This is a genomic window from Collimonas sp. (assembly GCF_035566555.1).
Classification (GTDB): domain Bacteria; phylum Pseudomonadota; class Gammaproteobacteria; order Burkholderiales; family Burkholderiaceae_D; genus Collimonas.
This window is the reverse complement of sequence record NZ_DATMRB010000164.1, coordinates 1-14608: the sequence shown is the minus strand read 5'-3', so window position 1 is coordinate 14608 and position 14608 is coordinate 1. Positions and strand designations below refer to the sequence as shown.

13 protein-coding genes and 1 pseudogene are annotated in these 14608 nt (G+C 61.6%); 9 read left to right on the top strand and 5 right to left on the bottom strand.

Annotated features, from left to right (window positions below):
- Window positions 1-184: 184 nt before the first annotated feature.
- The 7 genes from VNZ65_RS20075 (at window position 185) to VNZ65_RS20045 (ending at window position 7502) form a co-directional block, all read left to right on the top strand.
- On the top strand, window positions 185-2650 hold the full coding sequence (locus tag VNZ65_RS20075) for a heavy metal translocating P-type ATPase (RefSeq protein WP_325672161.1): 2466 nt from the start codon (window positions 185-187) through the stop codon (window positions 2648-2650).
- 4 nt (window positions 2651-2654) lie between these two features.
- A complete protein-coding gene (cueR, locus tag VNZ65_RS20070; RefSeq protein ID WP_325672209.1) occupies window positions 2655-3044 on the top strand; it encodes a Cu(I)-responsive transcriptional regulator in 390 nt (129 codons plus the stop codon).
- A 21-nt stretch (window positions 3045-3065) separates the two neighbouring features.
- The gene (locus tag VNZ65_RS20065) at window positions 3066-3470 is read left to right on the top strand and encodes a hypothetical protein (RefSeq protein WP_325672159.1); all 405 of its coding nucleotides are present in this window, start codon (window positions 3066-3068) and stop codon (window positions 3468-3470) included.
- Between the two features lie 145 nt (window positions 3471-3615).
- Window positions 3616-5010, top strand: coding sequence for a TolC family protein (locus VNZ65_RS20060; RefSeq protein WP_325672157.1), 1395 nt, complete (start codon window positions 3616-3618; stop codon window positions 5008-5010).
- Between the two features lie 2 nt (window positions 5011-5012).
- A complete protein-coding gene (locus tag VNZ65_RS20055; RefSeq protein WP_325672155.1) occupies window positions 5013-6404 on the top strand; it encodes a copper oxidase in 1392 nt (463 codons plus the stop codon).
- A gap of 34 nt (window positions 6405-6438) precedes the next feature.
- Window positions 6439-6924 (top strand): cupredoxin family protein, encoded by a 486-nt coding sequence (locus tag VNZ65_RS20050; protein ID WP_325672153.1) that lies wholly within the window; start codon window positions 6439-6441, stop codon window positions 6922-6924.
- A gap of 230 nt (window positions 6925-7154) precedes the next feature.
- The gene (locus VNZ65_RS20045; RefSeq protein WP_325672152.1) at window positions 7155-7502 is read left to right on the top strand and encodes a copper-binding protein; all 348 of its coding nucleotides are present in this window, start codon (window positions 7155-7157) and stop codon (window positions 7500-7502) included.
- Between the two features lie 90 nt (window positions 7503-7592).
- Here VNZ65_RS20045 and VNZ65_RS20040 read toward each other — a convergent pair whose 3' ends face one another.
- From VNZ65_RS20040 to VNZ65_RS20030, 3 genes are all read right to left on the bottom strand, one after another.
- Complete coding sequence (locus VNZ65_RS20040) at window positions 7593-7970, bottom strand: type II toxin-antitoxin system VapC family toxin (RefSeq protein ID WP_325672150.1); 378 nt, start codon at window positions 7968-7970, stop codon at window positions 7593-7595.
- Window positions 7970-8206, bottom strand: coding sequence for a type II toxin-antitoxin system Phd/YefM family antitoxin (locus tag VNZ65_RS20035; protein WP_325672149.1), 237 nt, complete (start codon window positions 8204-8206; stop codon window positions 7970-7972). Before VNZ65_RS20035 ends, VNZ65_RS20040 begins: the two co-directional genes overlap by 1 nt.
- Window positions 8207-8339: 133 nt before the next feature.
- Window positions 8340-8843: a hypothetical protein gene (locus VNZ65_RS20030; protein WP_325672148.1), complete on the bottom strand. Its 504-nt coding sequence runs from the start codon at window positions 8841-8843 to the stop codon at window positions 8340-8342.
- A gap of 197 nt (window positions 8844-9040) precedes the next feature.
- On the opposite strand from VNZ65_RS20030, the gene argA reads away from it, so the two are divergent.
- Together argA and VNZ65_RS20020 are read left to right on the top strand one after the other, a co-directional pair.
- The gene (argA, locus tag VNZ65_RS20025; RefSeq protein WP_061945951.1) at window positions 9041-10351 is read left to right on the top strand and encodes an amino-acid N-acetyltransferase; all 1311 of its coding nucleotides are present in this window, start codon (window positions 9041-9043) and stop codon (window positions 10349-10351) included.
- A gap of 95 nt (window positions 10352-10446) precedes the next feature.
- Window positions 10447-10719 carry an oxidative damage protection protein gene (locus VNZ65_RS20020; protein WP_061938913.1) on the top strand — a complete coding sequence of 91 codons (273 nt, stop codon included), beginning with the start codon at window positions 10447-10449 and terminating at the stop codon, window positions 10717-10719.
- A 142-nt stretch (window positions 10720-10861) separates the two neighbouring features.
- Here the strand turns inward: VNZ65_RS20020 and VNZ65_RS20015 are convergent, their stop codons facing one another.
- Together VNZ65_RS20015 and VNZ65_RS20010 are read right to left on the bottom strand one after the other, a co-directional pair.
- Window positions 10862-14296, bottom strand: coding sequence for a glycosyl hydrolase family 95 catalytic domain-containing protein (locus VNZ65_RS20015; RefSeq protein WP_325672145.1), 3435 nt, complete (start codon window positions 14294-14296; stop codon window positions 10862-10864).
- 171 nt (window positions 14297-14467) lie between these two features.
- Window positions 14468-14608: pseudogene (locus VNZ65_RS20010) on the bottom strand (porin); the annotation flags it as partial.

Here is a 14608-nt window from a genome sequence, read left to right as displayed (position 1 = left end):
TGGGACTATGGCCGGGAATCCTAACCTGCTCATGCCCTCGGCTATATAGCGCGGCGCGTATAAGCGTTAGCGCTTTTCAGCGCAAAAAACGGCGAAAAGCGCAGGCTGTTAAAATTATGCTTGACCTTCCCATCATTGGAAGGCCCATCATCAAGCTATCCCCACTCCATAAGCAGAGCACATCATGGGCAGCACCCAGGCATTGACCGAATTCCAGTTAGCAATCGAAGGCATGAGCTGCGCCTCCTGCGTCTCGCACGTCGAAAAGGCCTTGCGCAAGGTCGCCGGGGTGCAGGATGTCAGCGTCAACCTGGCGACCGAACTGGCCACCGTGCAGGGCGACAGCGCTACCGCCATCGGCCCGCTGGTGGCGGCGGTGGAAAAAGCCGGCTATACGGTCAAACAACAGGAAGTCACACTGGCCATTGAAGGCATGAGCTGCGCGTCCTGCGTCAGCCGGGTCGAGAAAGCCTTGTACAAGGTGCCGGGCGTGCAAAGCGTGGCGGTCAACCTGGCCAGCGAAAAAGCTACCCTGAACACCGCCGGCGCTGTGTCGCTGGAAAGTCTGATTGCGGCGGTTCATGCAGCCGGCTATGAAGCATCGCTACCGTCGTCTGCAGCAGACAGCCCTGCATCAGGTGCGGGCAAACCTGGATTGCCAAGCTGGTGGCCGGTGGCCGCCGCCGGCCTGCTGACGCTGCCCCTGGTACTGCCGATGCTGCTGATGCCCTTTGGCGGCGGCTGGAGCCTGCCCGGCTGGTGGCAGCTGGCGCTGGCGACCCCGGTGCAGTTCTGGCTCGGCGCCCGTTTCTACCGGGCCGGCTGGCGCGCGCTGAAGGCGGGCAGCGGCAATATGGACTTACTGGTGGCGCTCGGCACCAGCGCCGCCTACGGCTTGTCGCTGTATCTGTTGCTGGCGGCGCCCGCCATGGGCCATCTGTATTTTGAAGCATCGGCAGCGGTGATCACCCTGGTGCTGCTGGGGAAATGGCTGGAAACCCGCGCCAAGCGCCAGACCGCAGATGCCATCCGGGCCTTGAATGCGCTGCGCCCGGAACGCGCCACAGTACGGCGCACTCAAGGCACGAACAGCGTCGACCGCGAGATCGCCATCGCCGCCTTGCAGCTCGGCGACGTGGTGGTGGTGCGCGCCGGCGAACGTATCGCCGCGGACGGCGTGGTGCTGGAGGGCCACAGCCAGGTCGACGAATCTTTGCTGACCGGCGAAAGCCTGCCGGTGGAAAAACAGGCTGGCGACCGGATTACCGCCGGCGCCATCAACGGCAACGGCTTGTTACTGGTCACGACGAGCGCCATCGGCGCCGAAACCACGCTGGCCCGCATCATCCGCATGGTTGAGCATGCGCAGGCCGCCAAGGCGCCGATCCAGCGCCTGGTGGACCAGGTCAGCGCGGTGTTCGTGCCGGTGGTGCTGGCGATCGCCTTGCTGACCTTGCTGGGCTGGGGTTTCTTCAATGGCGACTGGCAGCAGGCGCTGCTGAATGCCGTGGCGGTGCTGGTGATCGCCTGTCCTTGCGCACTGGGGCTGGCGACGCCGACCGCGATCATGGCCGGCACCGGCATCGCCGCGCGCTACGGCATCCTGATCAAGGATGCGGAAGCGCTGGAAATCGCGCATCGCATCAACGTCGTCGCTTTCGACAAGACCGGCACCCTGACCGTCGGCCATCCTACCTTGCTCAGCTACTTGCCGGCGGCGCCAGGCGCGGCCGCCGCCAGCGATCTGCTGGCGCTGGCGGCGGCCGTGCAACGCAATAGCGAACACCCGCTGGCGCGCGCTGTCATCGCCGCCGCCAGCCAGGCCGGAATCGCGCCAGCGAACACCGCCAGCAATGTACAGACGGTGGCAGGACGCGGCGTACAGGCGTACATCGGCGACCGGCTTTGCTTCTTGGGCAGCAGCCGCTGGATGCAGGAACTGGGGGTAGATACTACCGTGCTGGCTGCCGCAGCCGCGACACTGCAGGCTGAAGGCCGCACTGTTTCCTGGCTGGCGTCCGGACCGGATGGACAGCGCACAGTGAACGGCCTGCTGGCGTTTGGCGATGAAATCAAGGCGACCGCCGAGACCGCGATCCGGCAATTGCAACAGCAATCGATCCGGGTCGCCATGCTGAGCGGCGACAACCGCGGCAGCGCCAACGCAGTAGGACGTCAACTTGGCATCAGCGACATCCATGCGGAAATCCTGCCTGCCGACAAAGCCAAGGCGATTATCGATTTGAAGGCCGGCGGCGCCGTGGTGGCGATGGTCGGCGACGGTATCAACGACGCGCCGGCGCTGGCGGCGGCCGATGTCGGCATCGCCATGGCGACCGGCACCGACGTCGCCATGCAGGCAGCCGGCATCACGCTGATGCGCGGCGATCCCGGGCTGGTGGCAGACGCCATCGATATCTCGCGCCGTACCTACAGCAAGATCCGTCAGAACCTGTTCTGGGCCTTCATCTATAACCTGGTCGGCATTCCGCTGGCGGCGCTGGGTTATCTGAATCCGGTGCTGGCCGGCGCCGCCATGGCCTTCAGCAGCGTCAGCGTGGTCAGCAACGCCCTGCTGCTGCGCCGCTGGCGGCCTGCCGCGCATCTATCCATCAATCAACCGGCACAGGAGACATCGCATGACAACTAAGGCCATGAATATCGGCGACGCCGCCGGCGCTTCCGGCGTCTCGGCCAAGATGATCCGCCACTATGAGGAAATCGGCCTGATCCCGGCCGCCAGCCGCAGCGATTCCGGCTATCGTACTTATGCCGAACGCGATGTACATCTGCTGCGCTTCATCCGCCAGGGCCGCTTGCTGGGTTTTTCGATGAAGCAGATCGCCGAGCTGATCGGTCTCTGGCTGGACCAGTCGCGCCCCAGCAGCAAGGTCAAGCAGCTGGCGCTGACGCATATCGCCGAACTGGACGACAAGATCAAGGAGCTGCAGGCGATGAAGGGGACGCTGGAACAGCTGGCTTGCCACTGCCATGGCGACGCCCGGCCGGAGTGTCCGATCCTTGACGGGCTTGCTAAACTGTAGATCGATGCTAGAATCCGAACCATGTTTTCCCTGACCCGCCTGAAGAACCTGTTGATATTGCTGCTGGCGCTGGCAATCCCCTTGCAGGGATATGCGGCGGCGGCGATGGTTTTCTGCGGCCCGGAAAAACCGGTGGCGGCGATGGCGGCGAGTTCTGCCGGCCATGCGGGCATGGCGCATCATCATGCCGACGCGCAGGATGCCGTGCAGGTCCTGCACGGCGACTCGGATCATGCATCGACTCACGACAAATCGTCCACTTCCTGCAGTTCCTGCGCAGCCTGCTGCGTTGGCGTATTGCCGGTCAACGCACCGCTCGCAGCGGTACAGCCTTTGCCGGTCATTCATCCACTTCTTTTCCCGCTGTCGGGTTTTGTCGGCTACACGCCGGAAAATCCAGAACGTCCCCCTTCTCTCCTCGCCTGACGCCGTCATTCCAGGTTCTGGCCGCAGCTCTGCGGTGGCAAACCTGCTAGACCGCGATGCCGCAACCGTAGCCGTCGTACGCGCCTGTCAGCGCGCTCGCCGACACTGATGCATCGCGCTGATTTGATCCGTTATCGAGGATGCCATGTTTATTTTCTTACGCAGGCGCATGCTGCCTGCCGCGCTGCTGGCCGTCCTGGCCGGCTGCGCCAGCCTGAGCTCCGACCAGGGTTTCGGCGACGCCGCCGCTCTCGCCAAGCCAGGCCTGGGACAGACGCCGCCGCGCGCGCGCTCCGATGAAGAACGCGCCGCCAGCCGGCAGCAGCTGCAGCAACTGCTGCAAAAACCGCTGACGGTCGACGCTGCAGTGCAGATCGCCCTGCTCAACAACCGCGGCCTGCAGGCCGACTATGAAGCACTGGGCATCGCCGAAGCCAGCTGGGTGCAGGCCAGCCGCCTGCCCAATCCCGGCTTCAGCTTCGGCCGCACGCGCAGCGGCGACGACATCAAGATCGACCGCAGTTTTTCCATGGCGGTGATGGGCCTGCTGACTTTGCCAATCACCGCCCGCATCGAGGCGCAGCAGTTCCAGGTCACTAAGCTGAACACCGCCAACCGTATCCTGCAGGTTGCCGCGGACACCCGCAACGCCTACTACCAGAGCGTGGCTACCGGCCAGAGCGTGCGCTATCAGGAGCAAGTCGAAAACGCTGCCGCCGCCGGCAGCGCGCTGGCAAAAAAAATGGCGCAGGCCGGCAATTTCAACCAGCTGGAACTGGCGCGCGAGCAGGCGTTTCATGCCGACGCCGTCACCCAGCTGACACGCTCGCGGCAGCTGGCGCTGGTGACACGAGAGCAACTGATCCGCCTGCTCGGCCTGAGCGGCGAGCAAAGCGGATTCACCCTGCCGCAGCAACTGCCGGCGCTGCCCAGGCAGCGCCCTTCCTTGCAGGACAGCGAACAGCTGGCCATGGCCCAGCGGCTCGACATCGCTGCAGCAAGACTGGAAGTGGACGGCCTGCAGCAAACCCTGGGACTGAACCGCGCCACGCGTTTCGTCAACGTGCTGGAACTGGCTTACCTGCACAACTCCGAACCAGGCGCCTCGCGCGAGACCGGCTACCAGGTCAGCATTGAAATTCCCCTGTTCGACTGGGGCGGCGCGCGCGTCGCCAAATCCGAGGCGATCTACATGCAAGCCGCACACCGGCTGGCGGAAACCGCCTTGAACGCGCAATCGCAGCTGCGCGTGTCCTATGCCGACTATCAGAGCGCCTACGACCTGGCGCGCCATTATCGCGATCAGGTGCTGCCGCTGCGCAAGCGCGTCTCGGAGGAATATCTGCTGCGTTACAACGGCATGCTCTCCAGCGTCTTCGAGCTGCTGAGCGACGCTCGCGAACAAGCCAATGCGGTGAATGCCGCGATCGACGCCGAGCGCGACTTCTGGATGGCGGACAACGCCCTGCAGCTGGCGCTGGGCGGCCCGCTCAATCCGCCGCCGCAAGCCGCGGCCAGCACTGTCACACAAGGAAAATAAGCATGAGCCATATCTCGAGACGCGCGTTCTTGCAAGGTTCCGCATTGGCGGTCAGCGCCGGCGCGGTCAGCCGCATCGCCGCCGCCAGCCTGCCCGAAGCAGTCACGCAAACCCAGGCCGGCACCCAGCCGCCGCTCACTCCGGCCAGCGGCCGCCCCTATCAGCCGGTGGTCACCCTGAACGGCTGGACGCTGCCCTGGCGCATGAACAACGGCGTCAAGGAATTCCATCTGATGGCGGAGCCGGTGGTGCGCGAAATCGCACCAGGCATGAAGGCCAATCTGTGGGGCTACAACGGCCAGAGTCCGGGGCCGACGATCGAAGTGGTGGAAGGCGACCGCGTGCGGATTTTCGTCACCAACAAACTGCCTGAGCATACCTCCGTGCACTGGCACGGCCAGCGCCTGCCGAACGGCATGGACGGCGTCACCGGCCTGACCCAGCCCGGCATCCAGCCCGGCAAGACCTTCGTCTATGAATTCACGGCACGGCGCGCCGGCACTTTCATGTACCACCCGCATGCCGATGAAATGGTGCAGATGGCGATGGGCATGATGGGCTTCTGGATCACCCATCCGAAAGATCCCTCCTTCATGCGGGTCGACCGCGATTTCGTGTTCCTGCTGAATGCCTACGCTATCGAACCCGGCGCCGCCACGCCGCGCGTCAATGAAATGACGGATTTCAATTTGTGGACCTGGAATAGCCGCGCCTTTCCCGGCATCGATCCGCTGGTGGTGCGGCAGCATGACCGGGTCCGCATCCGGGTCGGCAACCTGACCATGACCAACCATCCGATCCACTTGCACGGCCATGAATTCGTGGTGACCGGCACCGACGGCGGCTGGACCCCGCCGGCCGGACGCTGGCCAGAGGTGAGCGCCGACATCGCCGTCGGCCAGATGCGCGCCATCGAATTCGATGCGGCGGAACCTGGCGACTGGGCCCTGCATTGCCACAAGTCGCACCACACCATGAACGCCATGGGCCACGCGGTGCCGACCATGATCGGCGTCGACCAGTCAGCGGAGTTGAAAAAAATCAGCCAGCTGATCCCGGACTACATGGTGATGGGCGACAAGGGCGGCTCCATGGGCGAGATGGAAATGCCGCTGCCGGACAACACCCTGCCGATGATGGGTGGCCAGGGACCTTACGGTTCGCTGGAAATGGGCGGCATGTTCAGCGTGGTCAAAGTGCGGGCCGGCCTGGCGCGCAACGATTACCGCGATCCCGGCTGGTACCGCGCACCTGCCGGCAGCGTCGCCTACGAATGGCAAGGCACGGCGGCCGATTTGCCGGACGCCGCCAGCCCCCGTCCGGCGGCATCAAGCACTGCAGGCCCGGAGACGGTAGTCAATGTCGTCAAGCCGGCCTCACACCATCATCAATAGAATGTTATATTTTTACCAATCAAAGGAGCCAACCATGAAAACTTCCGCTTCCCTGCTGTTCGCCGCTGCGCTGGCCATTGCCGGCGCTGCCCATGCCGATGCCGGTCATCATCACGCCGACAGCGGCGCCGCCATCGGCCAGCCCGGCCTGATGGTCGACGTCACGCGCACCGTCAAGATCGAGATGGGCGACAACATGCGCTTCACCCCTGCCAACATCCAGGTCAAGCAGGGCGAGACCGTACGCTTCCTGGTCAGCAACAGCGGCCAGCTGAAGCACGAGATGGTGATCGGCAGCGCCGCCCAGCTGGCGGAGCATGCAGCACTGATGCGCAAGATGCCGGAGATGGAGCACGAAGACCCTAACCAGGTGACCGTTGCACCGGGCCAGAGCGACGAGCTGGTGTGGCAGTTCGACCATGCCGGCACGCTGGATTTTGCCTGCCTGGAGCCGGGGCATTATGAAGCCGGCATGGTCGGCAAGATCGTCGCCGCGCCAGCCAAAGCCGGGGCCAACTAAGCTGGGATTTTAGAATAATGGCATTTTGACATCTGGTAACGAGCTGTAAAAACCCGGTACTTTTTGTCCGCTGTCGCGGAATATCGGCATCTGAAGCGGCGCTTGATAAGCGCTTGTGCGTCCGCATATAGCAAAGAACAGCCAGAGTATTCTCAGCCATCCCCCGGCATAACCGATGTCAATATGCCAAATTGAACACATCCGCACTTCAGTTTGAAAGGATCAAGACCATGCAATACCTGCAGATATTCGTTATTCTCACCACCCTGATCGTCGGCATTCCCTTGAGCAGCATGGCAAGCGCCGCCGAGACCAGCGAAGTGCAGACCACGCCCGCCGACGAAACCGCCCTGCCCATGGTCGCAGGCGAAATCCGCAAGGTCGATACGGCCACCGGCAAGATCACCATCAAACACGATGAAATCCCCAACTTCGGCATGCCCGCCATGACCATGCTGTTCAAGGCCGGCGATCCGGCCATGCTGGAGCAGTTCAAAGTGGGCGACAAGGTGAAATTTGCGGTCGATAAAGTGGACGGTGCCTTGACCATTGTCAGCCTGGAGCTGGCGGCGGAATAGCTGGATGGCGGAAGCGCCGGTATCCAGCCGTGCCGGCGCCATCACTTTGCTCACCTGCCTGCCCGAACCAATCTGACCGCTTATATTCGATTACTGCAGATCTACTAATTCAGAATAACGCGCCACCTGCGCATCGGCAGTCAGCAAGCGCAAAGGCTCGCACATGGCCTGGGCAACCAGCATGCGGTCAAATGGATCACGATGAAGTTCGGGCAACCGTGTCAGCTGCATGGCATGCCTAGCGCTCACAGGCAGCTCAAGAAAACCGTTCTGTGCGATCTGCGCCACCAGCTCTTCAATATCAGCTTCAAGCTTGCCTATGCCTATTTTGATCGACGCTTCCCAAATCGAAGCGCTACTGACATAGACCTCGGTTGCGGCAAGGATTTTTCCGCGGGCTGGCGCTGACAATTTCGGATGATCCTGCAACCACCAGAGATAAATATGCGTATCCAATAAGATACGCATCAGCTTCCCTCAAAAGAAGTGATGACGTCATCAGGCAGCTCCGCATCGAAATCGTCGGCAATCTTGATTTTTCCTTTCAAGGCGCCTGGGCTACGTACCGGCGTCACAGCTCGAATCGCAACCAGACTCGCCACCGGTTTGCCGGCGCGCGCAATGATCACTTCCTCGCCTTGGATCACAGCTTCAATCAATTTGGAAAATTGGGTCTTTGCTTCGTGGATATTCATTGTTTGCATAATGCCTCCATTAAATGGACTGGACTAAGTCTAGTCCATACAGATTAACATAGCAAGCCGCTCTTCCCGATGCACGCAAATGTAAATACGGAGAAACTTATAGATTGCTGCCGTAACTGGGCAGACTGCTAGCTCACGGACGTCGATTGACCACCCTGACATCCGGTATCTCATGCGCCGGATTCACCAGCTCCAGCGTGACCACCGGCCCTTTGCGCGGATCGTGCAGGAAGGTGACCCTGACCTTGTGGGCAGTCTCTATGCCGGCAAAATCCCTGGCCAGTATCCTGGTCACGGTCGGCAACTCCTCCGAACCGAGGGCAAAGGCATCGCTTTCGTTTTGCTGGTCGGACGCGACGTGACCATTCTTGTAGACACAGGCTACCGCTTGCTCAGCAGCGATACCGTTACTCATGAGAAATGAGTCATTGACCATGAACAGGGCTGGCGGGATCCTGGCAAGGTCAAGCTGGCTGACGTCCGGCCAGTCGTTCTTGGTGATCACTTTGCCGCCCTCGTAATATTTGGCGACAAACTGGTCGCCCATGCAGGGCAGGTGCTCGGTCGCCGCTTCGGCGTGCTGCAGCAGCTGTTGCACATCGGCGGGCTCGAATTCCACTGTAATCGTATTTATCATGGCCGGATTATCGCATTGCGGGCGGCATTCCGGGCCTGCGCGTAGGGTGGGCACATCGTGCCCACGCGTGAATTCTGTCCTGGCGGCATGTCATACCGCGCAGCGTGGGCACGGGCGCCCACCCTATCCACAATAAAAGCACGCGTAAATCGTTGAATCCCTGCAGCCAATACCACGTCCTGTATATAATGTGCGGCATGGAAAACCCCAATGAATTCGTAGAATGGCTGCGCTCTGTCGCGCCGTATATCCATGCCTTCCGCGGCAAGACCTTCGTGGTCGCCTTTCCGGGCGAACTGGTGACTGCCGGCGCCCTGCCGGTGCTGGCCCAGGACTTGTCGCTGCTGCATGCGCTTGGCATCAAGGTGGTTATCGTGCACGGCTCACGGCCGCAGGTGGAAGAACAGCTGGCGCTGCGCAATGTCGAAGCGCGCTTCCACAACGGCTTGCGGATCACCGACATCGCGGCCTTGGAATGCGCCAAGGAAGCCGCCGGCGAACTGCGCCTGGATATCGAAGCCGCCTTTAGCCAGGGCTTGCCCAACACGCCGATGGCGCATGCCGCCATCCGTATCATTTCCGGCAATTTCGTCACCGCCCGTCCGCTCGGCGTGATCGACGGCGCCGACCTGCAGCTGACCGGCGTGGTGCGCAAGATCGACTACGACACCATCCATCCGATCCTGAATGCCGGCGGCCTAGTGCTGCTGTCGCCGCTGGGCTTCTCGCCGACCGGCGAAGCGTTCAACCTGACCATGGAAGACGTGGCCGTGGCCGCAGCCATTTCCCTCCGCGCCGAAAAACTGATCTTCATCAGCGAAACGCCGCTGATGAAAGATGCCGGCGACACCGAAATCCGCGAACTGTCTTCGCACCAGGCGCAAGCCGTGCTGGACAGCGGCTGCCTGCCGGCCGATTCAGCCTTCTACCTGCAGCATGCCATCAAGGCCTGTAACGCCGGCGTGCCGCGCGCCCACGTAGTGCCGTTCGCCACCGACGGCTCGGTGCTGCTGGAATTGTTTACCCACGATGGCGTGGGCACCATGATTTCCTACGAAAACCTGGAAAGCCTGCGTGAAGCCACGATTGAAGACGTCGGCGGCATCCTGAAACTGATCGAACCGCTGGAAGCCGACGGCACCCTGGTCAAGCGCGGCCGCGAGCTGATCGAACGCGAGATCCATTACTTCTCGGTGATCGAGCATGACGGCGTGATCTTCGGCTGTGCCGCGCTGTACCCCTTCCCGTCGGAGCGCATGGCGGAAATGGCTTGCCTGACGGTCAATCCGGAAGTGCAGGCGCAAGGCGACGGCGAACGCATCCTGAAACACATGGAAAGCCGCGCCCGCGCGGCAGGCTTCAACAAGCTGTTCGTGCTGACCACCCGTACTTCGCACTGGTTCCTGCGGCGCGGCTTCGTCCATGCCACGGTCGACGACCTGCCGAAGGACCGCCAGCACATGTATAACTGGCAACGAAAATCACTGGTATTGATCAAGACCCTATAAAATCAAGGTCTGACGCCAAGCTACGCATCCCCGCAATCAATTGATCTTATTAGCGGGCCCCATGCGCGGGCCCGCACCATCTACAAGGAAAAACCATGGCACGCACCATTCATTGCATCAAGCTCGACAAAGAAGCCGAGGGCCTCGACTTCCCTCCGTACCCGGGCGAACTCGGCAAACGCATCTATGAGAGCGTCTCGAAAGAAGCCTGGGCCGGCTGGCTCAAGCACCAGACCATGCTGGTCAACGAAAACCGCCTGAACCTGGCCGACGTGCGCGCCCGCAAATACCTGGCGGTGCAGATGGAAAAGCATTTCTTCGGCGACGGCGCCGACGCTGCTACCGGCTATGTGCCGCCAACAGAGTAAGCACAGCGCAACAGCACACCTCCCTTCCCGCCCGCCTCTGCGGCAAAACAGTTACCGCTTGTTTTGCCGCAAAGGCAGCCACTCCCCGTATCACCCCGATCCGGATTCAAAACCCTTCATCAGTTGGCGCTTGCCGCCAGACTCATGCCGGGACAATACTGCTCACCACGCCATTGACCTTGACCTTCACCGCCGCTTTGTTCGGCGCCTTGTCGGCAATGATGCTGTACGAAGTCACCGCGCCGTTGCTCCAGGCACAGCTGACCTTGTAGCCGCCCCGCGCGCGCAAGCCGGTAAACGAGCCCGCCGCCTGCCACGCCGCGGGACATGCCGGCAACAGCACAATCACGCCTTCATGGCTTTGCAGCAGCATCTCAGTCATCGCGCCCGGCATGCCGAGGTCGCCGTCGATCTGGAAGGTCTCCGGCATCATGGCGGTGAACAGGTTAGGCATAGTGTTCCGCTGCAAGCTGCCCTGGATCATCACCAGCGCGTTCTCGGCATCCGCCAGACGTGCGAACAAGGCACAACGCCAGGTCCAGGGCCACGAGGCGGCGCTGTCGCTACTGACATTCGCCGCTACTACCTGGCCGGACGCGGTTCCCAGCGGCAGGCCGCAGCGCGCCAGCAGCGCAACCTTGGCCGCTTGCGCCAGCGCAGGCGTGGCGGACGGCGTAATCTGGCTGCCTGGATACAGCGCAATCAAATGCGAGGTGTGGCGATGGGTCAGGCTTAATCCCTGGTTCGCCTCTAAAGTCGAATTGGATTCATAGTCTTCCTGGAACTCTTGCAACTGCCCTTTGGCGCCGATCAGGTTCGGCGCCAGCTTTGCCTGCATGGCTTGCACCGTGGCCAGCAACGCACTGTCGCCGGCAGGAGTCAAGCCGGCATTGGTCAAGGCGCTGGTGGCTTTCTGGAAATTCTGGAATACATCCCACACCAGTTCCTGGCCAAACATCACCCCATCTTCCGCCGGCCCCTGTTCCGGCGATCCCGAGTTGCTTGCTTTGGCATTTTGGGGGTTGGCGGCGACCAGGTACTGGCCTGCCGAATTTTTGATGAGCTGCCCGCCGCTTGTCCAGAACTGGGCCACCTCTTTGATCATTGGATAGGCAACCGTCTGCAAATAATTCATGTCCTGGCTGAAGGCATAGTGTTCCCACATATGCTGCATGTACCAGGCATTGGTCGGAGTGAAGTACTCCCAGCTGCTGCCGCCGAAGATGCTTTGGCTGGTGCGTGCAGCCCAGCCGCTGCTGCCTGGAAAATTTGCCTGCGTCGCTACCCGCAGGGCCGGCGCCTGGTTGACGATGAAATCAGACAACGGCAGGTGGCAATCCGGCAAGGCGGTCGATTCCGCCGACCAGTAACACATCTGGATGTTGATGTCGTTGTGGTAGTCGCTAAACCATGGCGGATTGTTGGAGTTGTTCCACAGCCCTTGCAGATTGGCCGGCAAGCCGCCCTTGCGCGAACAGCTGGCCAGCAAGTAGCGGCCCAGGTGGAAACGCGACTGTTCCAGCGTCGGATCCTTACCGCCGGCGGCGCTCTGGTAAGCGCTCAGACGCAGATCGGTCGGCAGGCTTGTCAATGTCGCGCTGCTGTTGCCCCAGTTGGCGTCGACCGCGGTCATCAACGGTTGGAAATCCGAGTAGTGCGAGGCATACATGGCGGCGAAGGATTGCGCCGCGGCCGCGCTCAGGGTGCTATTCACCACGGTGAGCGGAACGCTGCTGCTGCGCCAGCCGCCGCTATAGCTTGGCGCGTAATTGGTTCTGGCATCCAGCAGCAGCAGAATGCTGTCGCAAGCGCTGAACTGGATGCCCGCGCCGCTTTGCGCGGCGCTGCCATTGCTACGGATCAAGCGTATCTTGGCAGCATAGTTGAGAGCATTGTTGGCAAGGCTGCTGCTGAAGGAGAGGCTTTCTTCGCTGGCGGAAACCAGCGCCGTTATGGCATCGCCGCTTTGCCCTGAAGTCAGCTGCAGCAGCCCGGACAAGCCGCCCGGCCGTTCCGACCTGAGCTGCATGACGATCACATTGTCGACCTTGCTGGCGAAGGTCTCGCGGATGAAGTAATTGCCGCCATACAGATAGCTGGTGGTCTGCAGGCCGTTTTGCAGATTCAGGCGACGTTGATATTCGCAGGCGACGGCTTTGCCCGCGGTGGTAAACGCCGCGCTGCTCAACACGATCTCCGCCACCTGGAAGTGGCCGGTTTTAGGATCGCCGGAACCCGCATCGGCCGGACATTTGGACGTATCGAAATTGAAGCGCCAGTAGCGATAGCCGGTTGAACCGCTCAGCGCAAAGGTTTTCTGCAGCCCGCGCGAGGCGAACGGCGCGCTCGACTGGCTGTCCATCTGCGTCCAGCCGACGCCGTCGTTCGAACCGGCCAGCGTCCAGGCTTGCGGATCGCGCGCGGCAACATCATTGGCGCTGGTCAGCGCATAGCTGGAAATGGCTTGCGCCGCGCCGAGATCAATCTGCCATTGCACGATGTCGCCCGGATTCACGAACACGCACCATTTGGTATTTGCATTGCCGTCGACCGAACTATCGATGCGCTGGCTGCCGGAGCTGGTCAGCACACCCATGCCGTGACCGGACGGTGAAAACACATACAGCGGCTGCGCTGACGGGTTTTGCGACAGATTGACGCCATTCAAGCCTATTTCCGCAATCTGGAAATGGCCTTCATTGAGCGCAGCTGTCGACACGGTGAAATCGATCTTGTAATAGCGGAACGCGGTGCTGTTTGAAAACGCATAGCTATTGGTCTGGCCGCGGTTGGCGAACGGGGTAGTTGTGAAATTCTGGCTATCCAGCACAGTCCAGCTGCTGCCGTTATTGGAACCGGATACTATCCACTGGAGCGGGTCCCTCGCCGGCACATCGTTGGCAGAAGTCAGCGTATAGGCGGAAACTGCGGCTGCAGCGGAGAGCGCCGCTTGCCAGGTCACCAGATTCGGCGGGCTGACGATGCACCATTTCGTGCTGAGATTGCCGTCCACGGTGGACAAGATGCCTTCACCTGAACTAGAAGCGCTGGCGCTGACATTCGGCGAGCTGATCGCCGGCGGCAGGCTGGCGCCAAAGGATAGCGACAGGCTGCCGAAATTCTGATAGCTGCCAAAGCCGGAAATGTCGTAGGCGCCGCCATCAAAGTTGTTGGTTCCAGCCCACAAGCTCTGTTCATTGAATTGCACCTGTTCCAGCAGCACGCCACCCGCCAGCATGGCGCCGGCGCGGCCATTGCCTATCGGCAGCCAGGTGCTGGCCCAGTCGCTGCCGGCAGTCTGATAAAACAGGTTCTGGCTGGCATTGGCGGCAATCGGCGCGATCCCGGCGATGCCTGGCAGGTCGGCCTTGCTGCTGGCCCTGGGAGCGGCGGCGGCAATCGCTGCAGCGGGACTATCGGCATTGCCGCCACCACAGGCAGCCACCAGCGGCGCTGCCGCCAGCGCCGTCATCTGGCCCAGCAGTTTGCGGCGCGCCGGATTGGCCGCTACAGTTTTACGTGATTTGTTAGTTCCAGCGACAGCAGGAAGAAATTCTGTGTTTTTGCTTTTCGTCATGACGCTCGTCTCCAGTTTTGTAGTAGCCCCGATTTGAGAATGACTTCAATACCTGCGTCGTTCATGCCAGGGCCGGAGGCTGAACGCGTCAAAAAAGAGGCAACAGCATCATGCCGTGCTGCTGCCCCAACTCGGAGATCCGGCAAGATCGGCGAGACAAGCTATCGCGGCTTAGAAGGTATGGCTGATACCAGCGTAGCCGCCGTTCTGCGCATGGCCCGGCAAAGGATTGTCGAACTCGGTGCCGAAGTTGGCGTTGCCCTTGTTGCGCACCGTACCGATTGCCGTGTACAGCAAGGTCCGTTTCGACAG

What these genes read in the sequence shown, in the direction of transcription:
- VNZ65_RS20075 (WP_325672161.1), top strand. Translation starts at nt 185, where the DNA reads ATGGGCAGCACCCAGGCATTGACCGAATTCCAGTTAGCAATCGAAGGC.
- cueR (WP_325672209.1), top strand. Translation starts at nt 2,655, where the DNA reads ATGAATATCGGCGACGCCGCCGGCGCTTCCGGCGTCTCGGCCAAGATG.
- VNZ65_RS20065 (WP_325672159.1), top strand. Translation starts at nt 3,066, where the DNA reads ATGTTTTCCCTGACCCGCCTGAAGAACCTGTTGATATTGCTGCTGGCG.
- VNZ65_RS20060 (WP_325672157.1), top strand. Translation starts at nt 3,616, where the DNA reads ATGTTTATTTTCTTACGCAGGCGCATGCTGCCTGCCGCGCTGCTGGCC.
- VNZ65_RS20055 (WP_325672155.1), top strand. Translation starts at nt 5,013, where the DNA reads ATGAGCCATATCTCGAGACGCGCGTTCTTGCAAGGTTCCGCATTGGCG.
- VNZ65_RS20050 (WP_325672153.1), top strand. Translation starts at nt 6,439, where the DNA reads ATGAAAACTTCCGCTTCCCTGCTGTTCGCCGCTGCGCTGGCCATTGCC.
- VNZ65_RS20045 (WP_325672152.1), top strand. Translation starts at nt 7,155, where the DNA reads ATGCAATACCTGCAGATATTCGTTATTCTCACCACCCTGATCGTCGGC.
- VNZ65_RS20040 (WP_325672150.1), bottom strand. Translation starts at nt 7,970, where the DNA reads ATGCGTATCTTATTGGATACGCATATTTATCTCTGGTGGTTGCAGGAT.
- VNZ65_RS20035 (WP_325672149.1), bottom strand. Translation starts at nt 8,206, where the DNA reads ATGCAAACAATGAATATCCACGAAGCAAAGACCCAATTTTCCAAATTG.
- VNZ65_RS20030 (WP_325672148.1), bottom strand. Translation starts at nt 8,843, where the DNA reads ATGATAAATACGATTACAGTGGAATTCGAGCCCGCCGATGTGCAACAG.
- argA (WP_061945951.1), top strand. Translation starts at nt 9,041, where the DNA reads ATGGAAAACCCCAATGAATTCGTAGAATGGCTGCGCTCTGTCGCGCCG.
- VNZ65_RS20020 (WP_061938913.1), top strand. Translation starts at nt 10,447, where the DNA reads ATGGCACGCACCATTCATTGCATCAAGCTCGACAAAGAAGCCGAGGGC.
- VNZ65_RS20015 (WP_325672145.1), bottom strand. Translation starts at nt 14,296, where the DNA reads ATGACGAAAAGCAAAAACACAGAATTTCTTCCTGCTGTCGCTGGAACT.